The following is an 18,458-nucleotide window of genomic DNA, read 5'->3' on the forward strand; positions in this document are numbered from 1 at the left end:
AAGGCATGCTAGCCGCCCTTCGGCGTCCGGCTTATAGTGCGTGTCGCACGCCAGTCCAGCCAACCCGCAGGATCACAGCTTGTCCAAAGTCACGCCGCCCACTCCTCTGCGCGCCGCTCACATAGCGCCGGGAGCACCCCTGCACGGCACCTTGAAAGGCGCATTGGCGACGCTTGTCCTCATGTTGCTCGCCTTATTGTTCTGGCAGTTGCTGGACCAGTTGCAGCAAAACCAGAAAAACCAGCAGCAATACACCATCGACTACAGCGCCGACCTGGCTGAGCAGATCAGCCTGAACATGGCCCTGAGCGCAAAAATCGCCCTGAACCTGCTGCCGATGGTCGAGCCGCCGCGCAACAACGAACAGCAGCAAGCCTTGATGCACACCTTGCAGCGCTCCCTGCCGGAGCTGCGCAGCATCGCCCTGCTCGCCCCCAGCGGCGCCATGATCAGTGACAGCGCCAGCGACAGCCAGGACGCTGCCTGGCTCGAAGAGCTGGTGCAGCGCAGCCATTCCCAGCCTTATTACCTGAGCAACAGCAGCGACGGCACGATCATCTACCTGCTGTTGCACCAACCCAGCGGCGGCTCGCGGGTCTACTGGGCGCTGCGCCTGGCGCCGAACTACCTGGTCAACCTGACCCGCCAGGACGGCCAGGGCCAGCGGCCGATGTGGGCCATCGAAAACCGCCTGAACCACCGCGTGGTCAGCCGTGACAGCGGCATGCCGGCGCAATGGTCCTCTGCGTTGACCCCGGACGAACTGAACAAAAGCGTACTCGTCACCCCCCTGAGCAAAAGCGACTGGCAATTACGCGGGCTGTTCGACCGCACCGCCGTGCTGGAAGAACTGCTGCCGGCCTTTATCGGCAAATGCCTGCTGGGCCTGGCGTTCTCGCTGATCCCGGTGCTCGTACTGGTCAACATGCGCCGCCGCCAGCGCCAGGTGCACGAGGGCCGGCGGCGTTACCAGGATATTTTCGAAGGCACCGGCGTGGCCCTGTGCGTGCTCGACCTGTCGGGGCTCAACGCGTTCTTCGACAAGGCCCGCCTGCAAACCCGCGAGCAGTTGCACGACTGGCTGCAAAGCAACCGCGAGCAGCGCCAGCAACTGCTGCGGGAACTGCGCATCACCGAGGTCAACCAGGTCGCGGTGCGCCTGCTCAACGTCGGCTCGTGCGAAGAGGCCTGGGAACGCCTGATCGATGATTGCCCGCGCAACGCCACGGCCATCGGCTACCAGGTGCTCGAAGCGGTCCTGACCGAACAGAAGCAACTGGAGCTGGAAATCCAGCTCAACGACGTCGCCGGCAACGAACAATACCTGTGGCTGGTGATGCGCCTGCCAGAGCAGCAGGACGACTTCAAGGCGGTGATCCTGAGCATCAGCGACATCACCAGCCGCAAGCTGATCGAGCTGTCGCTGGTGGAACGCGAAAGCTTCTGGTCGGACGTGGTGCGCACCGTGCCCGACCACCTGTATGTGCAGGACGTGATCAGCCAGCGCATGATTTTCAGCAACCACCACCTGGGCCACACCCTCGGCTACAACAAGGCCGAATTGCAGCAAATGGGCGAGTACTTCTGGGAAATCCTGCTGCATCCCGAAGACGCCGAGCATTACCACGACCTGCGCCAGCAGCAGCGCCAGGCCGGCTATTCGACGCAGTTGCAATGCCAGCTGCGCTTCCGTCACCGCAACAACCAGTGGCGCCGCTTCGATATCCGCGAGCAAGCCCTGGCCCGCGACAAGGCGGCGCAAGTCACGCGCATCATCGGCGTGGCCAAGGACATCACCGACCAGATCGAAGCCAGCGAATCCCTGCGCGACAGCGAACAACGCTACCGCATGCTCGCCGAAAGCATCAGCGACGTGATCTGCTCCACCGACAGCCAACTGGCCCTCAACTACATCAGCCCCTCGGTCAACGCCGTGCTGGGTTATGACGTGGATTGGGTGTTCAAGAACGGCTGGCAGTCGATCATCGCCAACCCGCAGCAACTGAGCGGCATCTATAGCCTGGTGGAACAGGTCAGCCGCGCCCTCGGCGACAGCGAGGCGCTGGCCAAGCTGCGCGACGAAGCGCAAACCCAGCTGTTCCTGTTTGACTGCCTGCGCGCCGACGGGCGCAAAGTGCCGATCGAACTGCGCCTGGTGCTGGTGTGGGATGAACACGGTACGTTCGAAGGCATCCTCGGCGTCGGCCGCGATATCAGCCAGCAACGCCGCGCCGAGAAAGACCTGCGCATGGCGGCCACGGTATTCGAACACTCCACTTCGGCGATCCTGATCACCGACCCCGCCGGCTACATCGTGCAGGCCAACGACGCGTTCAGCCGCGTCAGTGGCTACAGCGTGGCGGATGTGCTCGACCAGTTGCCAAACATGCTCACCGTCGACGAGCAACAGGAAGCCCATCTGCGCTACGTGCTAAAACAGTTGCACCAGCACAGCACCTGGGAAGGCGAAGTGTGGCTCAAGCGCCGCAACGGCGAGCATTACCCGGCGTGGGTCGGCATTACCGCGGTGTTCGACGACGAAGGCGACCTGGCCAGCTACGTGTGCTTCTTCAGCGACATCAGCGAGCGCAAGGCCAGCGAGCAGCGCATCCACCGCCTGGCGTACTACGACGCCCTGACCCACCTGCCCAACCGCACGCTGTTCCAGGACCGCCTGCACACCGCGTTGCAGTCGGCCGAGCGGCAGAAGTCGTGGGTGGTGCTGATGTTCCTCGACCTCGACCGCTTCAAACCGATCAACGACTCCCTGGGCCACGCCGCCGGCGACCGCATGCTCAAGGAAATGGCCACGCGCCTGCTCGGTTGCGTCGCCGAGGACGACACCGTGGCGCGCATGGGCGGCGACGAGTTCACCTTGCTGCTGCAACCGCGCATCAGCCGCGAGATGGCGCTGAACCGTGCGATCCACGTGGCCGAGCAGATCCTCGCCAGCCTGGTGAAGCCGTTTGTGCTGGAAGGTCGCGAGTTCTTTGTCACGGCCAGTATCGGTATCGCCCTCAGCCCGCAGGACGGCAATGAGCTGAGCCAGCTGATGAAAAACGCCGACACCGCGATGTACCACGCCAAGGAACGCGGCAAGAACAACTTCCAGTTCTACCAGGCCGACATGAACGCCAGCGCCCTGGAACGCCTGGAGCTGGAAAGCGACCTGCGCCACGCCCTGGACCAGAACGAATTCGTGCTCTATTACCAGCCGCAGTTCAGCGGCGATGGCAAACGTTTGACCGGCGCCGAAGCCCTGCTGCGCTGGCGTCACCCGCGTCGCGGGCTGGTGCCGCCGGGGGACTTTATCCCGGTGCTGGAAGAGTTGGGCCTGGTGGTGGACGTCGGCGACTGGGTCATCAGCGAAGCCTGCCGCCAGCTCAAGACCTGGCACCAGAACAAGGTGCGCGTGCCGAAAGTCTCGGTGAACATCTCGGCGCGGCAGTTCTCCGACGGTCAACTGGGCGAGCGCATCGCCAGCATCCTGGAAGACACCGGCCTGCCGCCGGCGTGCCTGGAGCTGGAGCTGACCGAAAGTATCCTGATGCGCGAAGTCAACGAAGCCATGCATATCCTCGACAGCCTGAAAAACCTGGGCTTGAGCATTGCCGTGGATGACTTCGGCACCGGCTATTCGTCGCTCAACTACCTCAAGCAATTCCCCATCGACGTGTTGAAGATCGACCGCACCTTTGTCGATGGCCTGCCGTCTGGCGAACAGGACGCACAGATCGCCCGCGCCATTATCGCCATGGCCCACAGCCTGAACCTGGCGGTGATCGCCGAAGGCGTGGAGACCCATGAGCAGCTGGACTTCCTGCGTGAGCATGGTTGCGATGAGGTGCAGGGGTATCTGTTCGGGCGGCCGATGCCGGCGAGTCGGTTTGAGGCGCAGTTCAGTAATGATGCGCTGTTCATGTTCGACTGAGACTTTGTGGTGAGGCTGCTGGCCTCATCGCGGGCAAGCCCGCTCCCACATTTGGACTGTGTGAACCCGATCAAGTGTGGGAGCTGGCTTGCCTGCGATGAGGCCGGCACAAGCACCACTTATCCCCAGATGAGCCCCACTTGTCCGCGACATGATGTCCTTTCATATGCCATCTAAAACCCATTGGGTTAGAATGCCCTCCTTTTCTGCCCCCGATCCTTGAGGACCGCCATGTTCAGCCGTGATTTGACTATTGCCAAGTACGACGCCGATCTCTTTGCCGCCATGGAGCAAGAAGCCGTGCGCCAGGAAGAGCACATTGAGCTGATCGCTTCGGAAAACTACACCAGCCCAGCGGTCATGGAGGCTCAGGGTTCGGTTCTGACCAACAAGTACGCCGAAGGCTACCCAGGCAAACGCTACTACGGCGGTTGCGAGTACGTCGACGTGGTTGAGCAGTTGGCCATCGACCGTGCCAAGGAACTGTTCGGCGCCGATTACGCCAACGTCCAGCCACACGCCGGCTCCCAAGCCAACAGCGCCGTGTACCTGGCCCTGCTGCAAGGCGGCGACACCATCCTGGGCATGAGCCTGGCCCACGGCGGTCACCTGACCCACGGTGCCAGCGTTTCCTCCTCCGGCAAGCTGTACAACGCCGTTCAATACGGTATCGATGCCAACGGCCTGATCGACTACGACGAAGTCGAGCGCCTGGCGGTTGAACACAAGCCGAAAATGATCGTGGCCGGTTTCTCTGCCTACTCGCAGATCCTGGATTTCCCACGTTTCCGCGCTATCGCCGACAAGGTTGGCGCTTACCTGTTCGTCGACATGGCCCACGTGGCCGGTCTGGTCGCCGCTGGCGTCTACCCGAACCCGGTGCCTTACGCTGACGTAGTGACCACCACTACCCACAAGACCCTGCGCGGTCCACGTGGCGGCCTGATCCTGGCGCGCGCCAACGCCGACATCGAGAAGAAGCTGAACTCCGCCGTATTCCCGGGCGCCCAGGGTGGCCCGCTGGAGCACGTGATCGCCGCCAAGGCGATCTGCTTCAAGGAAGCGCTGCAGCCTGAGTTCAAGACCTACCAGCAACAAGTAGTGAAGAACGCCCAGACCATGGCCAGCGTGTTCATCGAGCGCGGTTTTGACGTGGTGTCCGGCGGTACTGAAAACCACCTGTTCCTGCTGTCGCTGATCAAGCAGGACATCTCCGGTAAAGATGCTGACGCTGCCCTGGGCAAAGCCTTCATCACCGTGAACAAAAACTCCGTGCCGAACGACCCACGTTCGCCGTTCGTCACCTCCGGCCTGCGCTTCGGCACTCCGGCTGTGACCACTCGTGGCTTCAAGGAAGCAGAGTGCAAGGAACTGGCTGGCTGGATCTGCGACATCCTGGCTGACCTGAACAACGAAGCCGTGATCGATGCGGTCCGTGAGAAGGTCAAGGCCATCTGCAAGAAGCTGCCGGTGTACGGCGCTTGATTGCAGTTGCTTGAATGAAAAGCCCGGCTCTTGAGCCGGGCTTTTTTATACCCAATCGAAAAGTGAAACACGGTCACCTGTGGGAGCTGGCTTGCCTGCGATAGCGGTGTATCAGCCGCTGATGGGCTAACTGACAGTCCGCTATCGCAGGCAAGCCAGCTCCCACAGTGAATCGGATTTCAAGTCAGGATTGGTAGACGCGGGAAAAACCCTCGCGAATCTTGTCTTCCGGCAACTCATCGGCAATAAACACAATCACACTCTCCCGCGCCTCGCCCTCGGCCCATTCGCTATCCCAATCGAACCCGTACAGCTTGAGCACACCCTGGAACACCATCCTGCGGTCTTCCCCGGCAATGTTCAGCACGCCCTTGTAGCGCAGCAGTTGCTTGCCATGATCTTCCAGCAACTCGTTCATGAACTCGCTGAGGCGATCAATATCCAGCGGCTGATCGGTGCGCAGCACCAGGCTGGAGATGCGGTCGATAGACGGCGCCTTGCTGACCGGACGCAGGCTCATGCCGGCGTTGAGGTTGAAGCCACGCACGTCGAGCAATTCGGCAAGGTCGATGTTGCCGTGGTCCACCACACGAATCGGCGCACGCCGGTTGATGCGCGTCAGGCGCTCGCTGAGGGCGTCGAAGGTGGCGTCATCCACCAGGTCGCGCTTGCTCACCAGCAGGCGGTCGGCAAAGCCGATCTGGGCCTGGGCGATGGTCTGGGTCAGGTGATGCTCGGCGTGGGCCGCGTCCACCAGGGTGATGATGCCGTCGAGGATGTAGCGCTCACGCAGTTCCTCGTCGATGAAAAAGGTCTGCGCCACCGGTGCCGGGTCGGCCAGGCCGGTGGTCTCGATCACCAGGCGGTCGAAGGCGATCTCGCCGCTGTCCAGGCGTTCGAGCAGCAGGTACAGGGCTTTGGTCAGGTCGGTGTGGATGGTGCAGCACACGCAGCCGTTGGACAGGGTCATGACTTGTACCGGCTCTGCGCCCAACAGCTGGGTGTCGATACCGGCGTCACTGAATTCGTTTTCGATCACGGCGATTTTCAGGCCGTGCTCGGCCTTGAGCAGGTGGCGCAGCAAGGTGGTCTTGCCGGCGCCGAGGAAGCCGCTGAGGATGGTGACGGGGATGGGAGAGGACAAAAAATGCTCCTTTTGATGAAGGAATAATGAAGGCACACAAAACAAATGTGGGAGCTGGCTTGCCTGCGATGCAGACAACTCGGTTTTTCAGTCAGACCGAGGTGATGCTATCGCAGGCAAGCCAGCTCCCACATAAAGCCCTGCTCACACAGGGGATATTGCGTTAACTCAACAGCACTTGGGCCCACCCTTGCCGCCGTAACGGGCTTCCTGACGTTCCCGGAAGAACGTCTTGTAGTCCATCATCGGCTTGTCCGGGTGCTTGGTTTGCATATGCTCGACGTACGTGTCGTAGTCGGGCATGCCGACCATCAGGCGCGCGGCCTGACCGAGGTATTTACCGAGGCGACTGATGTCATTGAACATGGCTGCAATCCTCTATCACGCGTCCGGCTGGGCCTGGAACGGGGCTTCTTTATCCGTACGTTCTTTATTGCCCCAGGCGGCGACGCCGACCTTGAGCGCATAGAACAGGATGCTGAACACCACGAACAGGAACATCGCCGTCAGCGTTGCGTTGGTGTACGCGTTGTAGATCACGTGCTGCATCTGGTCGATGCTCTTCGCCGGAGCGAGGATCTGGCCGTTGGCCAGGGCATCACTGTACTTCTTCGCCAGCGACAGGAAGCCGATCGCCGGGTTGGCGTCGAACAGCTTGATGAAGCCTGCGGTGGTGGTGCAGATCAGCAGCCAGACGGCTGGCAGCATGGTCACCCAGATGTAGCGTTGGCGTTTCATTTTGATCAGCACAACCGTCGCCAGCATCAGCGCGATGCCTGCCAGCATCTGGTTGGAGATACCGAACAGCGGCCACAAGGTGTTGATGCCGCCCAGTGGGTCGATCACACCTTGGTACAGCAGGTAACCCCACATTGCCACGCAACCGGCGGTCGCGATCAGGTTGGCGGTCCACGATTCGGTGCGTTTCAGCGCCGGCACGAAGGAACCCAGCAGGTCTTGCAGCATGAAGCGACCGGCACGGGTACCGGCGTCAACTGCGGTAAGGATGAACAGCGCTTCGAACAGGATCGCGAAGTGGTACCAGAACGCCATGGTGTTTTCACCCGGCAGCACACTGTGCAGGATCTGCGCGATCCCCACCGCCAACGTCGGCGCACCGCCGGCACGGGCCAGGATGGTGGTTTCGCCGATGTCATGGGCCACCGCTTGCAGCGCTTCTGGCGTGATCGCAAAGCCCCAGCTGCTGACGGTTTGCGCCACGGTGACCACGTCCGCACCGACCACGGCGGCCGGGCTGTTCATGGCGAAGTACACGCCCGGCTCGATCACCGAAGCGGCAACCATCGCCATGATGGCCACGAACGACTCCATCAACATGCCGCCGTAACCGATGTAGCGGGCATGGCTTTCATTGGCCAGCAACTTGGGCGTGGTGCCCGAGGAGATCAGCGCATGGAAACCCGAGACCGCGCCACAGGCGATGGTGATGAACAGGAACGGGAACAGGCCGCCCTTCCACACCGGGCCGGTGCCGTCGATGAACTGGGTCAGCGCCGGCATTTTCAGGTCGGGCATGGTGACCAGGATGCCAATGGCCAGGGCGATGATCGTGCCGATTTTCAGGAAGGTAGACAGGTAGTCACGCGGCGCCAGGATCAGCCACACCGGCAATACCGCGGCGACGAAACCGTAGCCGATCAGCATCCAGGTGATTTGAATGCCGGTGAAGGTGAAGGCCTTGGCCCACACCGGGTCAGCCGCAATCTGCCCGCCCAGCCAGATCGAACCCAGCAGCAACAGCACGCCGATGATCGAAATCTCGCCAATGCGGCCCGGGCGGATGTAGCGCATGTAGATGCCCATGAACATCGCGATCGGGATGGTCGCCATCACCGTGAAGATGCCCCACGGGCTCTCGGCCAGGGCCTTGACCACGATCAGCGCCAGCACCGCGAGGATGATGATCATGATCAGGAAGCAACCGAACAGCGCGATGGTCCCCGGAATGCGGCCCATCTCTTCGCGCACCATATCCCCCAGGGAACGGCCGTTGCGACGGGTGGACAGGAACAGGACCATGAAGTCCTGCACCGCACCGGCCAGCACCACGCCGGCAATCAGCCAGAGCGTGCCGGGCAGGTAGCCCATTTGCGCCGCCAGCACCGGGCCGACCAGGGGGCCTGCACCGGCAATCGCCGCAAAGTGGTGACCGAAAAGGATGTGTTTGTTGGTCGGCACATAGTCCAGACCGTCGTTGTTGATCACTGCGGGGGTCGCCCGCCGTGGATCGAGTTGCATCACGTTATTCGCGATGAACAGGCTGTAGTAGCGGTATGCAACCAGGTAGATGGCCACAGCAGCGACCACAATCCACAAGGCGTTGATCGCCTCGCCGCGGCGCAAGGCCACTACGCCAAGGGCGCACGCTCCTACGATTGCCAGCACCAGCCAGGGTAGGTGGCGTAGCAGGCTATTATTATTTTTCATTTTTATATTCCAGCCAGGGTGGACAGAAAGGACAGCCGTTCCGAGTTTAGCGCTGTTGGCTTTAAAGACCACCCCCCTACGTTGGTCTAGAGCCTTCTGCGGGCAAAAAAAGCAGAAATATCGGGCCAGTGATGGCGCAGGGCTACAATCCCCCTATCTCCAGAGGGTTTCACCATGACCGAGCAAGCGTCTGATCGCCGTCGTTTCCGGCGGATTGCCTTTGATGCCAAGACCGAACTTCGGCAAAACGGCCGGGAATGGCCAGTGCAATTGGTGGATTTGTCGTTAAAGGGGGTTGTTGGTGCAACGACCCGAGGACTGGAAGGGCAATAAGGCATTACCGTTCGATGTCGATATACGCCTGGACCCCAAGACCCCTATCAAGATGCAGGTACGGCTGACCCATGAGGATCATGGGCAATTGGGGTTTGTGTGCCAGCACATTGACCTGGATTCGATCAGTCACTTGCGAAGGTTGATCGAGTTGAACCTTGGCGATGAGGAAGAACTGCACCGGGAGTTGGCGGCACTGCTGGAGACCTGACAAGCAACATAAATCAACTGTGGGAGCTGGCTTGCCTGCGATGGCGGCGCACCAGCTTGCACATGCTTAGCTGACCCACCGCAATCGCAGGCAAGCCAGCTCCCCACAGGGAACAGCATTGCCTGAAGGATTGGGGATCACTCGAATAGCGCATCCAACGCCTGCTCCAACCGCGTCACGCCAATAATCTGAATCCCCGGCGGCGACTCCTTCGGCGCGTTGCCCTTGGGCACGATGGCCCGCTTGAAGCCATGCTTGGCCGCCTCTTTCAACCGCTCCTGGCCACTCGGCACCGGGCGCACCTCGCCCGACAGGCCAACCTCACCAAACACCAGCAGGTCGTGCGGCAACGGCCGGTTGCGCAAGCTGGACATCACCGCGGCCATCAACGCCAGGTCGGACGCGGTCTCCAGCACCTTGACCCCGCCCACCACGTTGAGGAACACGTCCTGGTCATGGGTCGGAATGCCACCATGGCGATGCAACACCGCCAGCAGCATCGCCAGGCGGTTCTGGTCCAGGCCCAGGGTGACGCGGCGCGGATTGGCCAGATGACTGTCATCCACCAGCGCCTGCACTTCCACCAGCATGGGCCGGGTGCCTTCCCACGTTGCCATCACCACGCTGCCGGGGACTTCTTCCTGGGCGCGCGTGAGGAAAATCGCCGATGGGTTGGAGACTTCTTTCAGCCCCCGGTCCGTCATGGCGAACACCCCCAGTTCGTTGACCGCCCCAAAGCGATTCTTCACCGCCCGCAGCAACCGCAGGCGGCCGTCGGACTCGCCCTCGAAATACAACACGGTATCCACCATGTGTTCCAGCACCCGAGGCCCGGCCAGCGCGCCCTCCTTGGTCACATGCCCGACCAGGAAGATCGCCGTGCCACTCTGCTTGGCATAGCGCACCAGCAGCGCCGCACTCTCACGCACCTGGGACACGCCACCCGGCGCCGATTGCAGTTGTTCGGTGAAAATGGTCTGGATCGAGTCGATCACCATGACCTTGGGCTTTTCGATCCGTGCCGTGGCGATGATGCTTTCGATGCAGGTTTCGGTCATCACCCGCAGTTGGTCCTGGGGCAAGCCCAGGCGACGGGCGCGCATGGCCACTTGTTGCTGGGATTCTTCCCCCGTGACGTACAACGCCGGCATGCGGCTGGCGATGCTGCACAGGGTTTGCAGGAGGATGGTGGATTTGCCGATGCCGGGGTCGCCGCCGATCAGCACCACCGAGCCGTCCACCAGGCCGCCGCCGAGGACGCGGTCCAACTCGCCTGAAGCGGTGGAAAAGCGCGGGATCTCTTCGACGCTGACTTCGGCCAGCGTCTTGATCTGCGCCTGCTGCCCGGTCCAGCCCGCACGCCCGGTAGGCGCTGCCGCACCGCCGCTTTCGATCATGGTCTCAGTGAGGGTGTTCCACGCACCACACTCGCCGCATTGGCCGGCCCACTTGGGAAAGGTCGCGCCGCACTCTGTGCAGCCGTACATGCGCTTGGCCTTTGCCATTCGAGAACCTCCAACCGAAAAACCGCGATGATAGCTCAGCGCGCTGCCGGGGTCCGAATTTCACCGCTGGCCAAGCGTGACGCACTGTTGCCGACCGGGTCTTCGGCGTTGAGATCAGCGCCCTTGGCTTTGAGCTCGTCCAGCAGTTCAAGACGGTTGAACAACCCGGCGTACATCGCCGCCGTCTGCCCGGCGCCATTGCGTTGGTCGGGATTGCAGTCGGTGCCCAGCAGGCGCTGGGCGATGTTCAGCTCGCCCTTGAAGATCGCGCCCATCAGCGCCGTGTTGCCACGGTTGTCTTGCACACACGCATCGGCGCCGGCAGTGAGCAAGCGCTCCACGAACGGGCCTTGGCCGTGGTAAGCCGCCAGGATCAGCGCGGTGTAGCCTTTATCGTCCTGGGTATTGAGGCTGTAGCCGGCGTCGATGAAGGTGTTGAGCATGTCGAGATCGCCACGGCGCGCCGCGTCGAAATAGTAGTCCTGCAACTGCGCCTTGAGCGCCGCCGGTTCGGGGGGCCCGGCCTGGGCAACAAAGGCCAGCATGGCCAGCAGCAGTCCGATTGGAAATACGCATGGGTGTTCTCCTGCCAAAAGGCCAGCGCCCGATCAAGGGCGCCGGCCGTGACCGACGGATCAGTCCGTCAGTTTGTCTGCCAACGCCTTCACGCGCGCCAGGTCACCCTTGGCGACCTTGGCCACGCCGGTGCCGTACTCAGGGTCTGCCTTGTAGAGGAACGACAGGATGATGTGCTGTCATCGGTGGTTGCCAGGGAGCCGCCGAAGTTTTCGATCAAGTCCTGACGCTCTTTCTTACTGAAGGAGCGGTACAAATCGCCAGCCTGCTTGAAGTTCTGCTCACGCTGGATCTTCGCTTGCTGGGTGCTGCCCGCCAGTGGCGACTGGCTGTAACGTGCGGCTTGCGGTTCTTCCCGTGGCAGCAGGCGGCTTGGCTGGTAGTTCACGCCGCTGGTGGTCTTGCCGAAGTTCATCGCGCCATCCTGGTTGCCGTTGTTGACGGTCACCCGAGGTGCGTTGATCGGCAGTTGCAGGGCATTGGCGCCCAAGCGGTACATCTGGGTGTCGGCGTAGGAAAACACCCGGCCTTGCAGCAGGCGGTCTTCCGAAGGCTCGATGCCCGGCACCAGGTTGGCCGGGGCCATGGCAACTTGTTCGGTTTCCTGGAAGACGTTCGCCGGGTTGCGGTTCAACACCATCTGCCCGACTTTACGCTCGGCAACATTCGGCCAGATCTTGGTGGCGTCCAGCGGGTCGAAGTCAAACTTGGCCAGGTCCTCAGGCTTGAGCACTTGCACGTACAAGTCCCACTTGGGGAAGTCGCCTTTGTTGATATGGGTGACCAAGTCGTTGGTCATGTGGCTGTAATCACGCCCCTGCACTTCGGTAACTTGCTTGGGATCAAGGTTCTTGATGCCTTGCAGGCTCTTCCAGTGGAACTTGACGTAGTGCACTTCGCCCTTGGCATTGATCAACTTGTAGGCATGTACGCCATTGCCGTCCATTTCCCGATAACTCGCCGGAGTACCGGAGTCGGAGTACAACTCGGTCAATGTACGGGTGGCCTCGGGTACATGGGAGAAGAAGTCGAAACGGCGGGAATCGTCGTCGAGGTTAGTGCGCGGGTCCGGCTTGAAGGCATGGACCATATCCGGGAACTTGATGGCGTCACGGATAAAGAACGTCGGGAAGTTATTGCCCACCAGGTCCCAGTTGCCTTCAGCGGTGTAGAACTTGGTGGCGAAACCACGTGGGTCACGCAGGGTTTCCGGAGAGTGATTGCCGTGGACCACGGCCGAGAAGCGCACGAATACCGGAGTCGCCTCGCCTGCCGCGAACACCTTGGCCTTGGTCAGGTCGCTGAGGTTATCGGTGACGGTGAACGTGCCGTGGGCGCCGGTGCCACGGGCATGCACCACGCGCTCGGGGATGCGTTCACGATCGAAGCGTTGCAACTTTTGAATAAGCTGCACGTCCTGGAGAAGTACCGGGCCATTGGCGCCAGCGGTTTGCGAGTTCTGGTTGTCGCCAACGGCAGCGCCGTTGTCGCGGGTCAGGTTGGCGGCCTGCACCGACAGGGATAGCAGGCTGGCGGCTGCCAGTACCAGCACGGATCGCGCTGAAACAGGCCCGCGGTTGATTGGGTTCTTCATCGAGGTTTCCTCTGGTTTTTTTAGTGCACATTCAGTTGTGCTTGCCAGAGGCTAGTGACCCGGGAGCCGGAAGATAAATAGAAAAACACCACCAGGTCGATTGAGAAAATAATGTGGTAAGCCGTTGAAATGACGAGTAATTCGCGCGCGATTGATGGCACTTTGCAAACTATTTGCGTTTTAATGTGTCGATAAAACCTAACAGTGTTAACAGTTGTATCGCGCAAGCCCTCTACGACTGACTTACACTGACCTCCACCCTTCTCATCTGTAACAAGGAATAACCTATGGGCGTGATCAGTGAGTTCAAGGCCTTCGCGGTCAAAGGTAATGTGGTCGATATGGCCGTCGGTATCATCATCGGCGCAGCCTTCGGCAAAATTGTTTCCTCGTTTGTAGGCGACGTGGTGATGCCCCCCATCGGCCTGTTGATCGGTGGCGTGGACTTTGGTGACCTGGCGATAACGCTCAAGGCCGCGCAAGGCGACGTGCCTGCGGTGGTGCTGGCGTACGGCAAGTTCATCCAAAGCGTGATCGACTTTGTGATCGTCGCGTTTGCGATCTTCATGGGCGTGAAGGCCATCAACCGCCTGAAGCGTGAAGAGGCCGTGGCGCCAAGCCTGCCGCCGACGCCGACCAAGGAAGAAGTGTTGCTGGGTGAGATCCGCGATCTGCTCAAGGCACAGAACGACAAACCGCTTTAACTGAAGCCGGTATGAAAAAGGCGCCTTTCGAGGCGCCTTTTTTTTACCAGTAGTTTTCCACCGCCACCTGGCCAGGACGCCGGCTCAGGCTCAGTTGCATATCGCGTCGCTTGAGCAACTGGCGTGTGTCATCGACCATCTGCGGATTGCCGCAAATCAGCACGCGGGAGTGTTCCGGGGTCAGCTCGACGCCGGCCGCCTGCTCCAGTTCGCCATTCTCGATCAGCGTGGTGATGCGTCCATTCAACGCGCCGGGGTGCTGCTCGCGGGTGACGATGGGAATGTAGATGAGCTTGTGCGCGTACTCGGCCAGGTATTCGCGCTCGCCCAACTCCCTGATCAGCGATTGATAAGCCAGCTCCTTGGCTTCCCGGGCGCTATACACCAGGACAATGCGCTCGAATTTCTCCCAGACCTCGAAGTCCTGCAGGATCGACAGGAACGGCGCCACCCCGGTACCCGTGCCCAGCAGCCAGAGGTCACGCCCGTCGACAAAACGGTTCAGGGTCAGGAAGCCCGTGGCTTGGCGCTCCACCATCAAGGTATCGCCCACCTGCAGGCGACTCAGCTCACTGGTGAACTCGCCACCGGGCACAACGATGGAAAAAAAGTCGAGGTGCTCGTCAAAGGGCGACGACACGATGGAATAAGCGCGCCACACGGTGCTGCCATCCGCCTTGGTCACCCCCAGGCGCACGAACTGGCCAGCGGTGAAACGAAAGCCCGGGTCGCGGGTAGTGCGCAGGGTGAAGAGGCTAGGTGTCAACGATTGCACGTCGAGCAGGGTCTGCCGGGTAAATTTCTCAGCACTGGCCGTCATGGGGAACTCCGTTTTACACAGGCGCCTAGTTTCTCTCAAAGCCGCGTGCGCAAACACCATTGATTTGTACTGGCATTGCTGCGGGGCAGAGCGGCGGCAGCTTGCAATCAGCTGAAACGTGTCAACCCGTCAAGACGGTTTTCTGAAAAGCGGGAGCTTTTACTCAGACTAAATATTTGGCTATTAACACACATCCAATCCAAAGTCAGATTAACCACTTCATATAAACGCCATCATTTTGATGCCGCTCACAACCCCTTAAATCCAATAAAAAAATAACTTCCCTCTACGCTTCCTATACAAAACAACCATCTCTCGTACAAAAAATCAGCGCCGTGTCAGCTAAGCGTACTGACGATTTTTTCACTTTGCCATGTAAGGCATGTCCTACACTAATTTCCGTGAAGCGCTGGAATGAGGACGTACCCGCGCCACGTAGAAACCCATGGAGAGTTACCAATGGTGAACTGGCGAAATACTCAGCCCCCTAAACTGGAAGCTAAAAACGAGATTCAAACTGTCTTTGACATGGTCACCCACCATATCCGTGAGCTCGACTTCCAATATTGTTCCTTTACGATGAGTTCTCAAGTACCCAACAACGAAACCAAACCGATCCAAATCAACAACTATCCGAATGGATGGAACAATCTTTATCAACAAGCGCACTTCTTCGAAGTAGACCCTGTTGTCGCTCACTGCAAACGCTGCGTACTGCCCATCGTCTGGGAGGAAAAAACCTTCGGCACGGCGCCTGGCTTGTGGTCGCTGGCCCAATCATTTGGTGTACACCAGGCCTGGACGCAACCTGTGCACGACTTCCAGGGCGTCTACAGCATGCTGACCCTGGGGCGCGGCTGCGGTGAGGTCAGCCCACAGGAGCTGTATGAAAAGGCCGGCAACGTGTTGTGGTTGTGTCACGCAATGCACGCTGTCGTCGCGCAGCAATACGCACACAAACCCAGCACCAAGGCGCAGCACACGCTGACAGCACGAGAAACGGAAATTCTCAGATGGTCGGGCATGGGCAAGACAGCGGAAGAAATCGCCAGCATTATCTCGATTTCGCCGCGGACAGTCGGCTTTCATATCGGCTGCGCAACCAAGAAACTGGGCGTGACAAACAAGATCGCTGCCGTTCTCTGTGCTTCCAGAGCGGGGCTTCTCTAGCACGTACAGAAACACCCCATGTAATCCCGCCGGAAAAAACGTAACATTTACGGCCAATTCTGAGTGTTGAAGCAGCCCCCGGGTGTCGCCTCGCAGTTCACTCAGACGGTTTGGCCGAAGACTGCCGAACACCCATCGATTACCCAGAGCCTCCCCGCCATGCCCCTGCTCGAAAGCCCCTTCGCCCAGCTCGATCTGATCCGCCAGCCAGAACAACACAACGATCCGCTGCAAGCCTTCGATGCCGCCGACGAGTACCTGCTCAACCATCTGGCGCAGCAGCAGCCGAGTGCCGCGACACGCGTGTTGGTGCTCAACGACAGCTTTGGCGCCCTGGCGGCCAGCCTTGCAGGCCGGGTGCAGGTGACCTCCAGCGGCGACTCCTTTCTCGCGGCCCAGGGGCTGGAGAAAAACCTCACGCGCAACGGCAAGGCATTCGATGCGGTGCCATTCATCCCCGCCAGCCAGGTGCCGAGCGGGCCTTTTGACCGCGTACTGATCCGCGTCCCCAAGACCCTGGCGTTGCTGGAAGAGCAACTGATTCGCCTGCAAGGCCAACTGGCCCCGGGCGCGGAAGTCATCGCCGGGGCGATGATCAAGCACTTGCCACGGGCCGCCGGGGAGTTGCTGGAGCGTTATATCGGGCCGATGCACGCCTCGCTCGCCGTAAAAAAAGCGCGGCTGTTGATCGCCACCGTTGAAGATCGCCCCCTGGCAGTTTCGCCCTACCCGACCCGCTACACGCTGGACGCGCCCGTCATTGAACTGCTCAACCATGCCAACGTGTTTTGCCGCGAAGGCCTGGACATCGGCACCCGCGCCTTCCTGCCGCATCTGCCGAAAAACCTCGGCACTGCCCGCGTAGCGGACCTCGGCTGCGGCAACGGCGTGCTGGCGATTGCCAGTGCATTGCAGAACCCCGACGCGCAGTACACCTTGGTGGACGAGTCCTATATGGCCGTGCAATCGGCGCAGGAAAACTGGCAAGCCGCCCTCGGCCAACGTGACGTGATCGTACGTGCCGCCGATGGCCTGGCCGGCCAGGAACCCGACTCGCTGGACGTAGTACTGTGCAACCCACCGTTCCACCAGCAGCAGGTGGTCGGCGACTTCCTCGCCTGGCGCATGTTCCAGCAGGCACGGGAAACGTTGGTGGTGGGCGGCGCCCTTTATATCGTCGGCAACCGTCACTTGGGTTATCACACCAAGCTGGCCCGCCTGTTTCGCGGCGTAGAACAAGTCGCCACCACGCCAAAATTCGTGATCCTCAAAGCGCGCAAATAAAAAAACCCTGCCGCTCTTGCGAGGGGCAGGGTTGAAAGGCCGGGCCATCAAGCCCGGTTGGGATGTCAGTGTGTGCTCAGACCCGCCGCATTCATGAACATGCGCATCAGGCTGGCCACGACAAACAGGGCCAGCACGCTGCCGGTCCAGATCATCGCCAACCACCCCAGGCGCCGCCACAGTGGCTGTTTCTCGGCCTGTTCAATCTCATGCAACGAAGGTTTGCCGGACATGGAACGACCCTCCTAGTGATAACCGTCTTCGTGGGTGACCTTGCCGCGGAACACGTAGTAGCTCCAGAAGGTGTAGCCCAGGATGAACGGGATGATGAACAACGTGCCCACCAGCATGAAACCCTGGCTTTGCGGCGGCGCGGCGGCATCCCAGATCGACACGGACGGCGGGATGATGTTTGGCCACAGGCTGATCCCCAGGCCGCTGTAGCCAAGGAAGATCAGCACCAGCGTCAGCAGGAACGGCGTGTAGTGCGCATTGCGTGCCACCGCGCGGATCAAGCCGTACAGGGTCACCAGCACCAGGATCGGCACCGGCAGGAACCAGAACAGATTCGGCAGGGTGAACCAGCGTGCGGCGATTTCCGGGTGCGCCAGCGGCGTCCAGATACTGACAATGCCAATCACCGCCAACAGTGCGAAGGCCAACGGCCGCCCCAGGTTGTGCATCTTTTCCTGCAACGAACCTTCGGTCTTCATGATCAGCCAGGTACAGCCCAGCAGCGCGTAGGCCACGATCAGCGCCACACCGCAGAACATCGTGAAGGGCGTGGCCCAGTCCAGCGAGCCGCCGGCGAACTGGCGGTCCACCACCGGGATGCCATCGATGAACGCCCCCAGCGCCACGCCCTGGAAGAACGTCGCCGCCAGCGAGCCGCCGATAAACGCCTTGTCCCACAGGTGACGTTTATCATCCTTGGCCTTGAAGCGGAACTCGAAGGCCACGCCACGGAAGATCAGGCCGATCAGCATCAGGATCAGCGGCAGGTACAGCGCCGACAACACCACCGAATACGCCAGCGGGAACGCGCCGAACAACGCCGCACCACCGAGGACCAGCCAGGTTTCGTTGCCGTCCCACACCGGGGCGACGGTGTTCATCATCACGTCACGGTCGACCTTGCCCGGGATAAACGGAAAGAGGATGCCGATACCCAGGTCGAAGCCGTCCATGACCACGTACATCATGATGCCGAAGATGATGATCACGGCCCAGATCAGCGGAAGATCAATACCCAT

The 18,458-nt window shown here is 60.7% G+C and carries 13 protein-coding genes and 2 pseudogenes; 6 read left to right on the forward strand and 9 right to left on the reverse strand.

What is annotated here, in order from left to right; all coding sequences use genetic code 11:
- The first annotated feature begins 79 nt into the window (after positions 1–79).
- Both PSH87_RS24490 and glyA read left to right on the forward strand, forming a co-directional pair.
- Positions 80–3,931, forward strand: coding sequence for a bifunctional diguanylate cyclase/phosphodiesterase (locus PSH87_RS24490; protein ID WP_305431437.1), 3,852 nt, complete (start codon positions 80–82; stop codon positions 3,929–3,931).
- Positions 3,932–4,162: 231 nt separating this feature from the next.
- Positions 4,163–5,416 carry a serine hydroxymethyltransferase gene (gene glyA / locus PSH87_RS24495; protein ID WP_017737423.1) on the forward strand — a complete coding sequence of 418 codons (1,254 nt, stop codon included), beginning with the start codon at positions 4,163–4,165 and terminating at the stop codon, positions 5,414–5,416.
- Positions 5,417–5,600: 184 nt separating this feature from the next.
- Here the strand turns inward: glyA and yjiA are convergent, their stop codons facing one another.
- From yjiA to PSH87_RS24510, 3 genes are all read right to left on the reverse strand, one after another.
- Positions 5,601–6,560: a GTPase gene (gene yjiA / locus PSH87_RS24500; RefSeq protein ID WP_305431438.1), complete on the reverse strand. Its 960-nt coding sequence runs from the start codon at positions 6,558–6,560 to the stop codon at positions 5,601–5,603.
- 168 nt (positions 6,561–6,728) lie between these two features.
- Positions 6,729–6,926: a YbdD/YjiX family protein gene (locus PSH87_RS24505; protein WP_017737420.1), complete on the reverse strand. Its 198-nt coding sequence runs from the start codon at positions 6,924–6,926 to the stop codon at positions 6,729–6,731.
- Between the two features lie 15 nt (positions 6,927–6,941).
- Positions 6,942–9,008, reverse strand: a complete 2,067-nt coding sequence (locus PSH87_RS24510; protein ID WP_026136862.1) for a carbon starvation CstA family protein — start codon at positions 9,006–9,008, stop codon at positions 6,942–6,944.
- Between the two features lie 174 nt (positions 9,009–9,182).
- Here PSH87_RS24510 and PSH87_RS24515 point away from each other — a divergent pair.
- A pseudogene (locus PSH87_RS24515) lies at positions 9,183–9,552 on the forward strand (PilZ domain-containing protein).
- Between the two features lie 137 nt (positions 9,553–9,689).
- On the opposite strand, the gene radA reads toward PSH87_RS24515, so the two are convergent.
- The 3 genes and pseudogenes from radA to katB form a co-directional block, all read right to left on the reverse strand.
- Complete coding sequence (gene radA / locus PSH87_RS24520) at positions 9,690–11,057, reverse strand: DNA repair protein RadA (protein ID WP_017737417.1); 1,368 nt, start codon at positions 11,055–11,057, stop codon at positions 9,690–9,692.
- A gap of 35 nt (positions 11,058–11,092) precedes the next feature.
- The gene (locus tag PSH87_RS24525) at positions 11,093–11,602 is read right to left on the reverse strand and encodes an ankyrin repeat domain-containing protein (RefSeq protein WP_305431440.1); all 510 of its coding nucleotides are present in this window, start codon (positions 11,600–11,602) and stop codon (positions 11,093–11,095) included.
- Positions 11,603–11,692: 90 nt separating this feature from the next.
- Positions 11,693–13,227 (reverse strand): annotated as a pseudogene (katB, locus tag PSH87_RS24530) (catalase KatB).
- 287 nt (positions 13,228–13,514) lie between these two features.
- On the opposite strand from katB, the gene mscL reads away from it, so the two are divergent.
- A complete protein-coding gene (gene mscL / locus PSH87_RS24535; RefSeq protein WP_017737414.1) occupies positions 13,515–13,931 on the forward strand; it encodes a large-conductance mechanosensitive channel protein MscL in 417 nt (138 codons plus the stop codon).
- 43 nt (positions 13,932–13,974) lie between these two features.
- Here the strand turns inward: mscL and PSH87_RS24540 are convergent, their stop codons facing one another.
- On the reverse strand, positions 13,975–14,751 hold the full coding sequence (locus PSH87_RS24540) for a ferredoxin--NADP reductase (protein ID WP_305431441.1): 777 nt from the start codon (positions 14,749–14,751) through the stop codon (positions 13,975–13,977).
- Between the two features lie 459 nt (positions 14,752–15,210).
- Between PSH87_RS24540 and PSH87_RS24545 the strand changes: the two genes are divergently transcribed.
- Complete coding sequence (locus tag PSH87_RS24545; protein ID WP_017737412.1) at positions 15,211–15,921, forward strand: LuxR family transcriptional regulator; 711 nt, start codon at positions 15,211–15,213, stop codon at positions 15,919–15,921.
- A 159-nt stretch (positions 15,922–16,080) separates the two neighbouring features.
- The gene (locus PSH87_RS24550; protein ID WP_305431442.1) at positions 16,081–17,205 is read left to right on the forward strand and encodes a methyltransferase; all 1,125 of its coding nucleotides are present in this window, start codon (positions 16,081–16,083) and stop codon (positions 17,203–17,205) included.
- A gap of 65 nt (positions 17,206–17,270) precedes the next feature.
- Here PSH87_RS24550 and PSH87_RS24555 read toward each other — a convergent pair whose 3' ends face one another.
- Together PSH87_RS24555 and cydB are read right to left on the reverse strand one after the other, a co-directional pair.
- A complete protein-coding gene (locus PSH87_RS24555; RefSeq protein WP_017737410.1) occupies positions 17,271–17,438 on the reverse strand; it encodes a DUF2474 domain-containing protein in 168 nt (55 codons plus the stop codon).
- Positions 17,439–17,450: 12 nt separating this feature from the next.
- On the reverse strand, positions 17,451–18,458 hold the full coding sequence (cydB, locus tag PSH87_RS24560) for a cytochrome d ubiquinol oxidase subunit II (RefSeq protein WP_017737409.1): 1,008 nt from the start codon (positions 18,456–18,458) through the stop codon (positions 17,451–17,453).

The sequence above is a fragment of the Pseudomonas sp. FP453 genome, from assembly GCF_030687495.1.
Taxonomy (GTDB): Bacteria; Pseudomonadota; Gammaproteobacteria; order Pseudomonadales; family Pseudomonadaceae; genus Aquipseudomonas.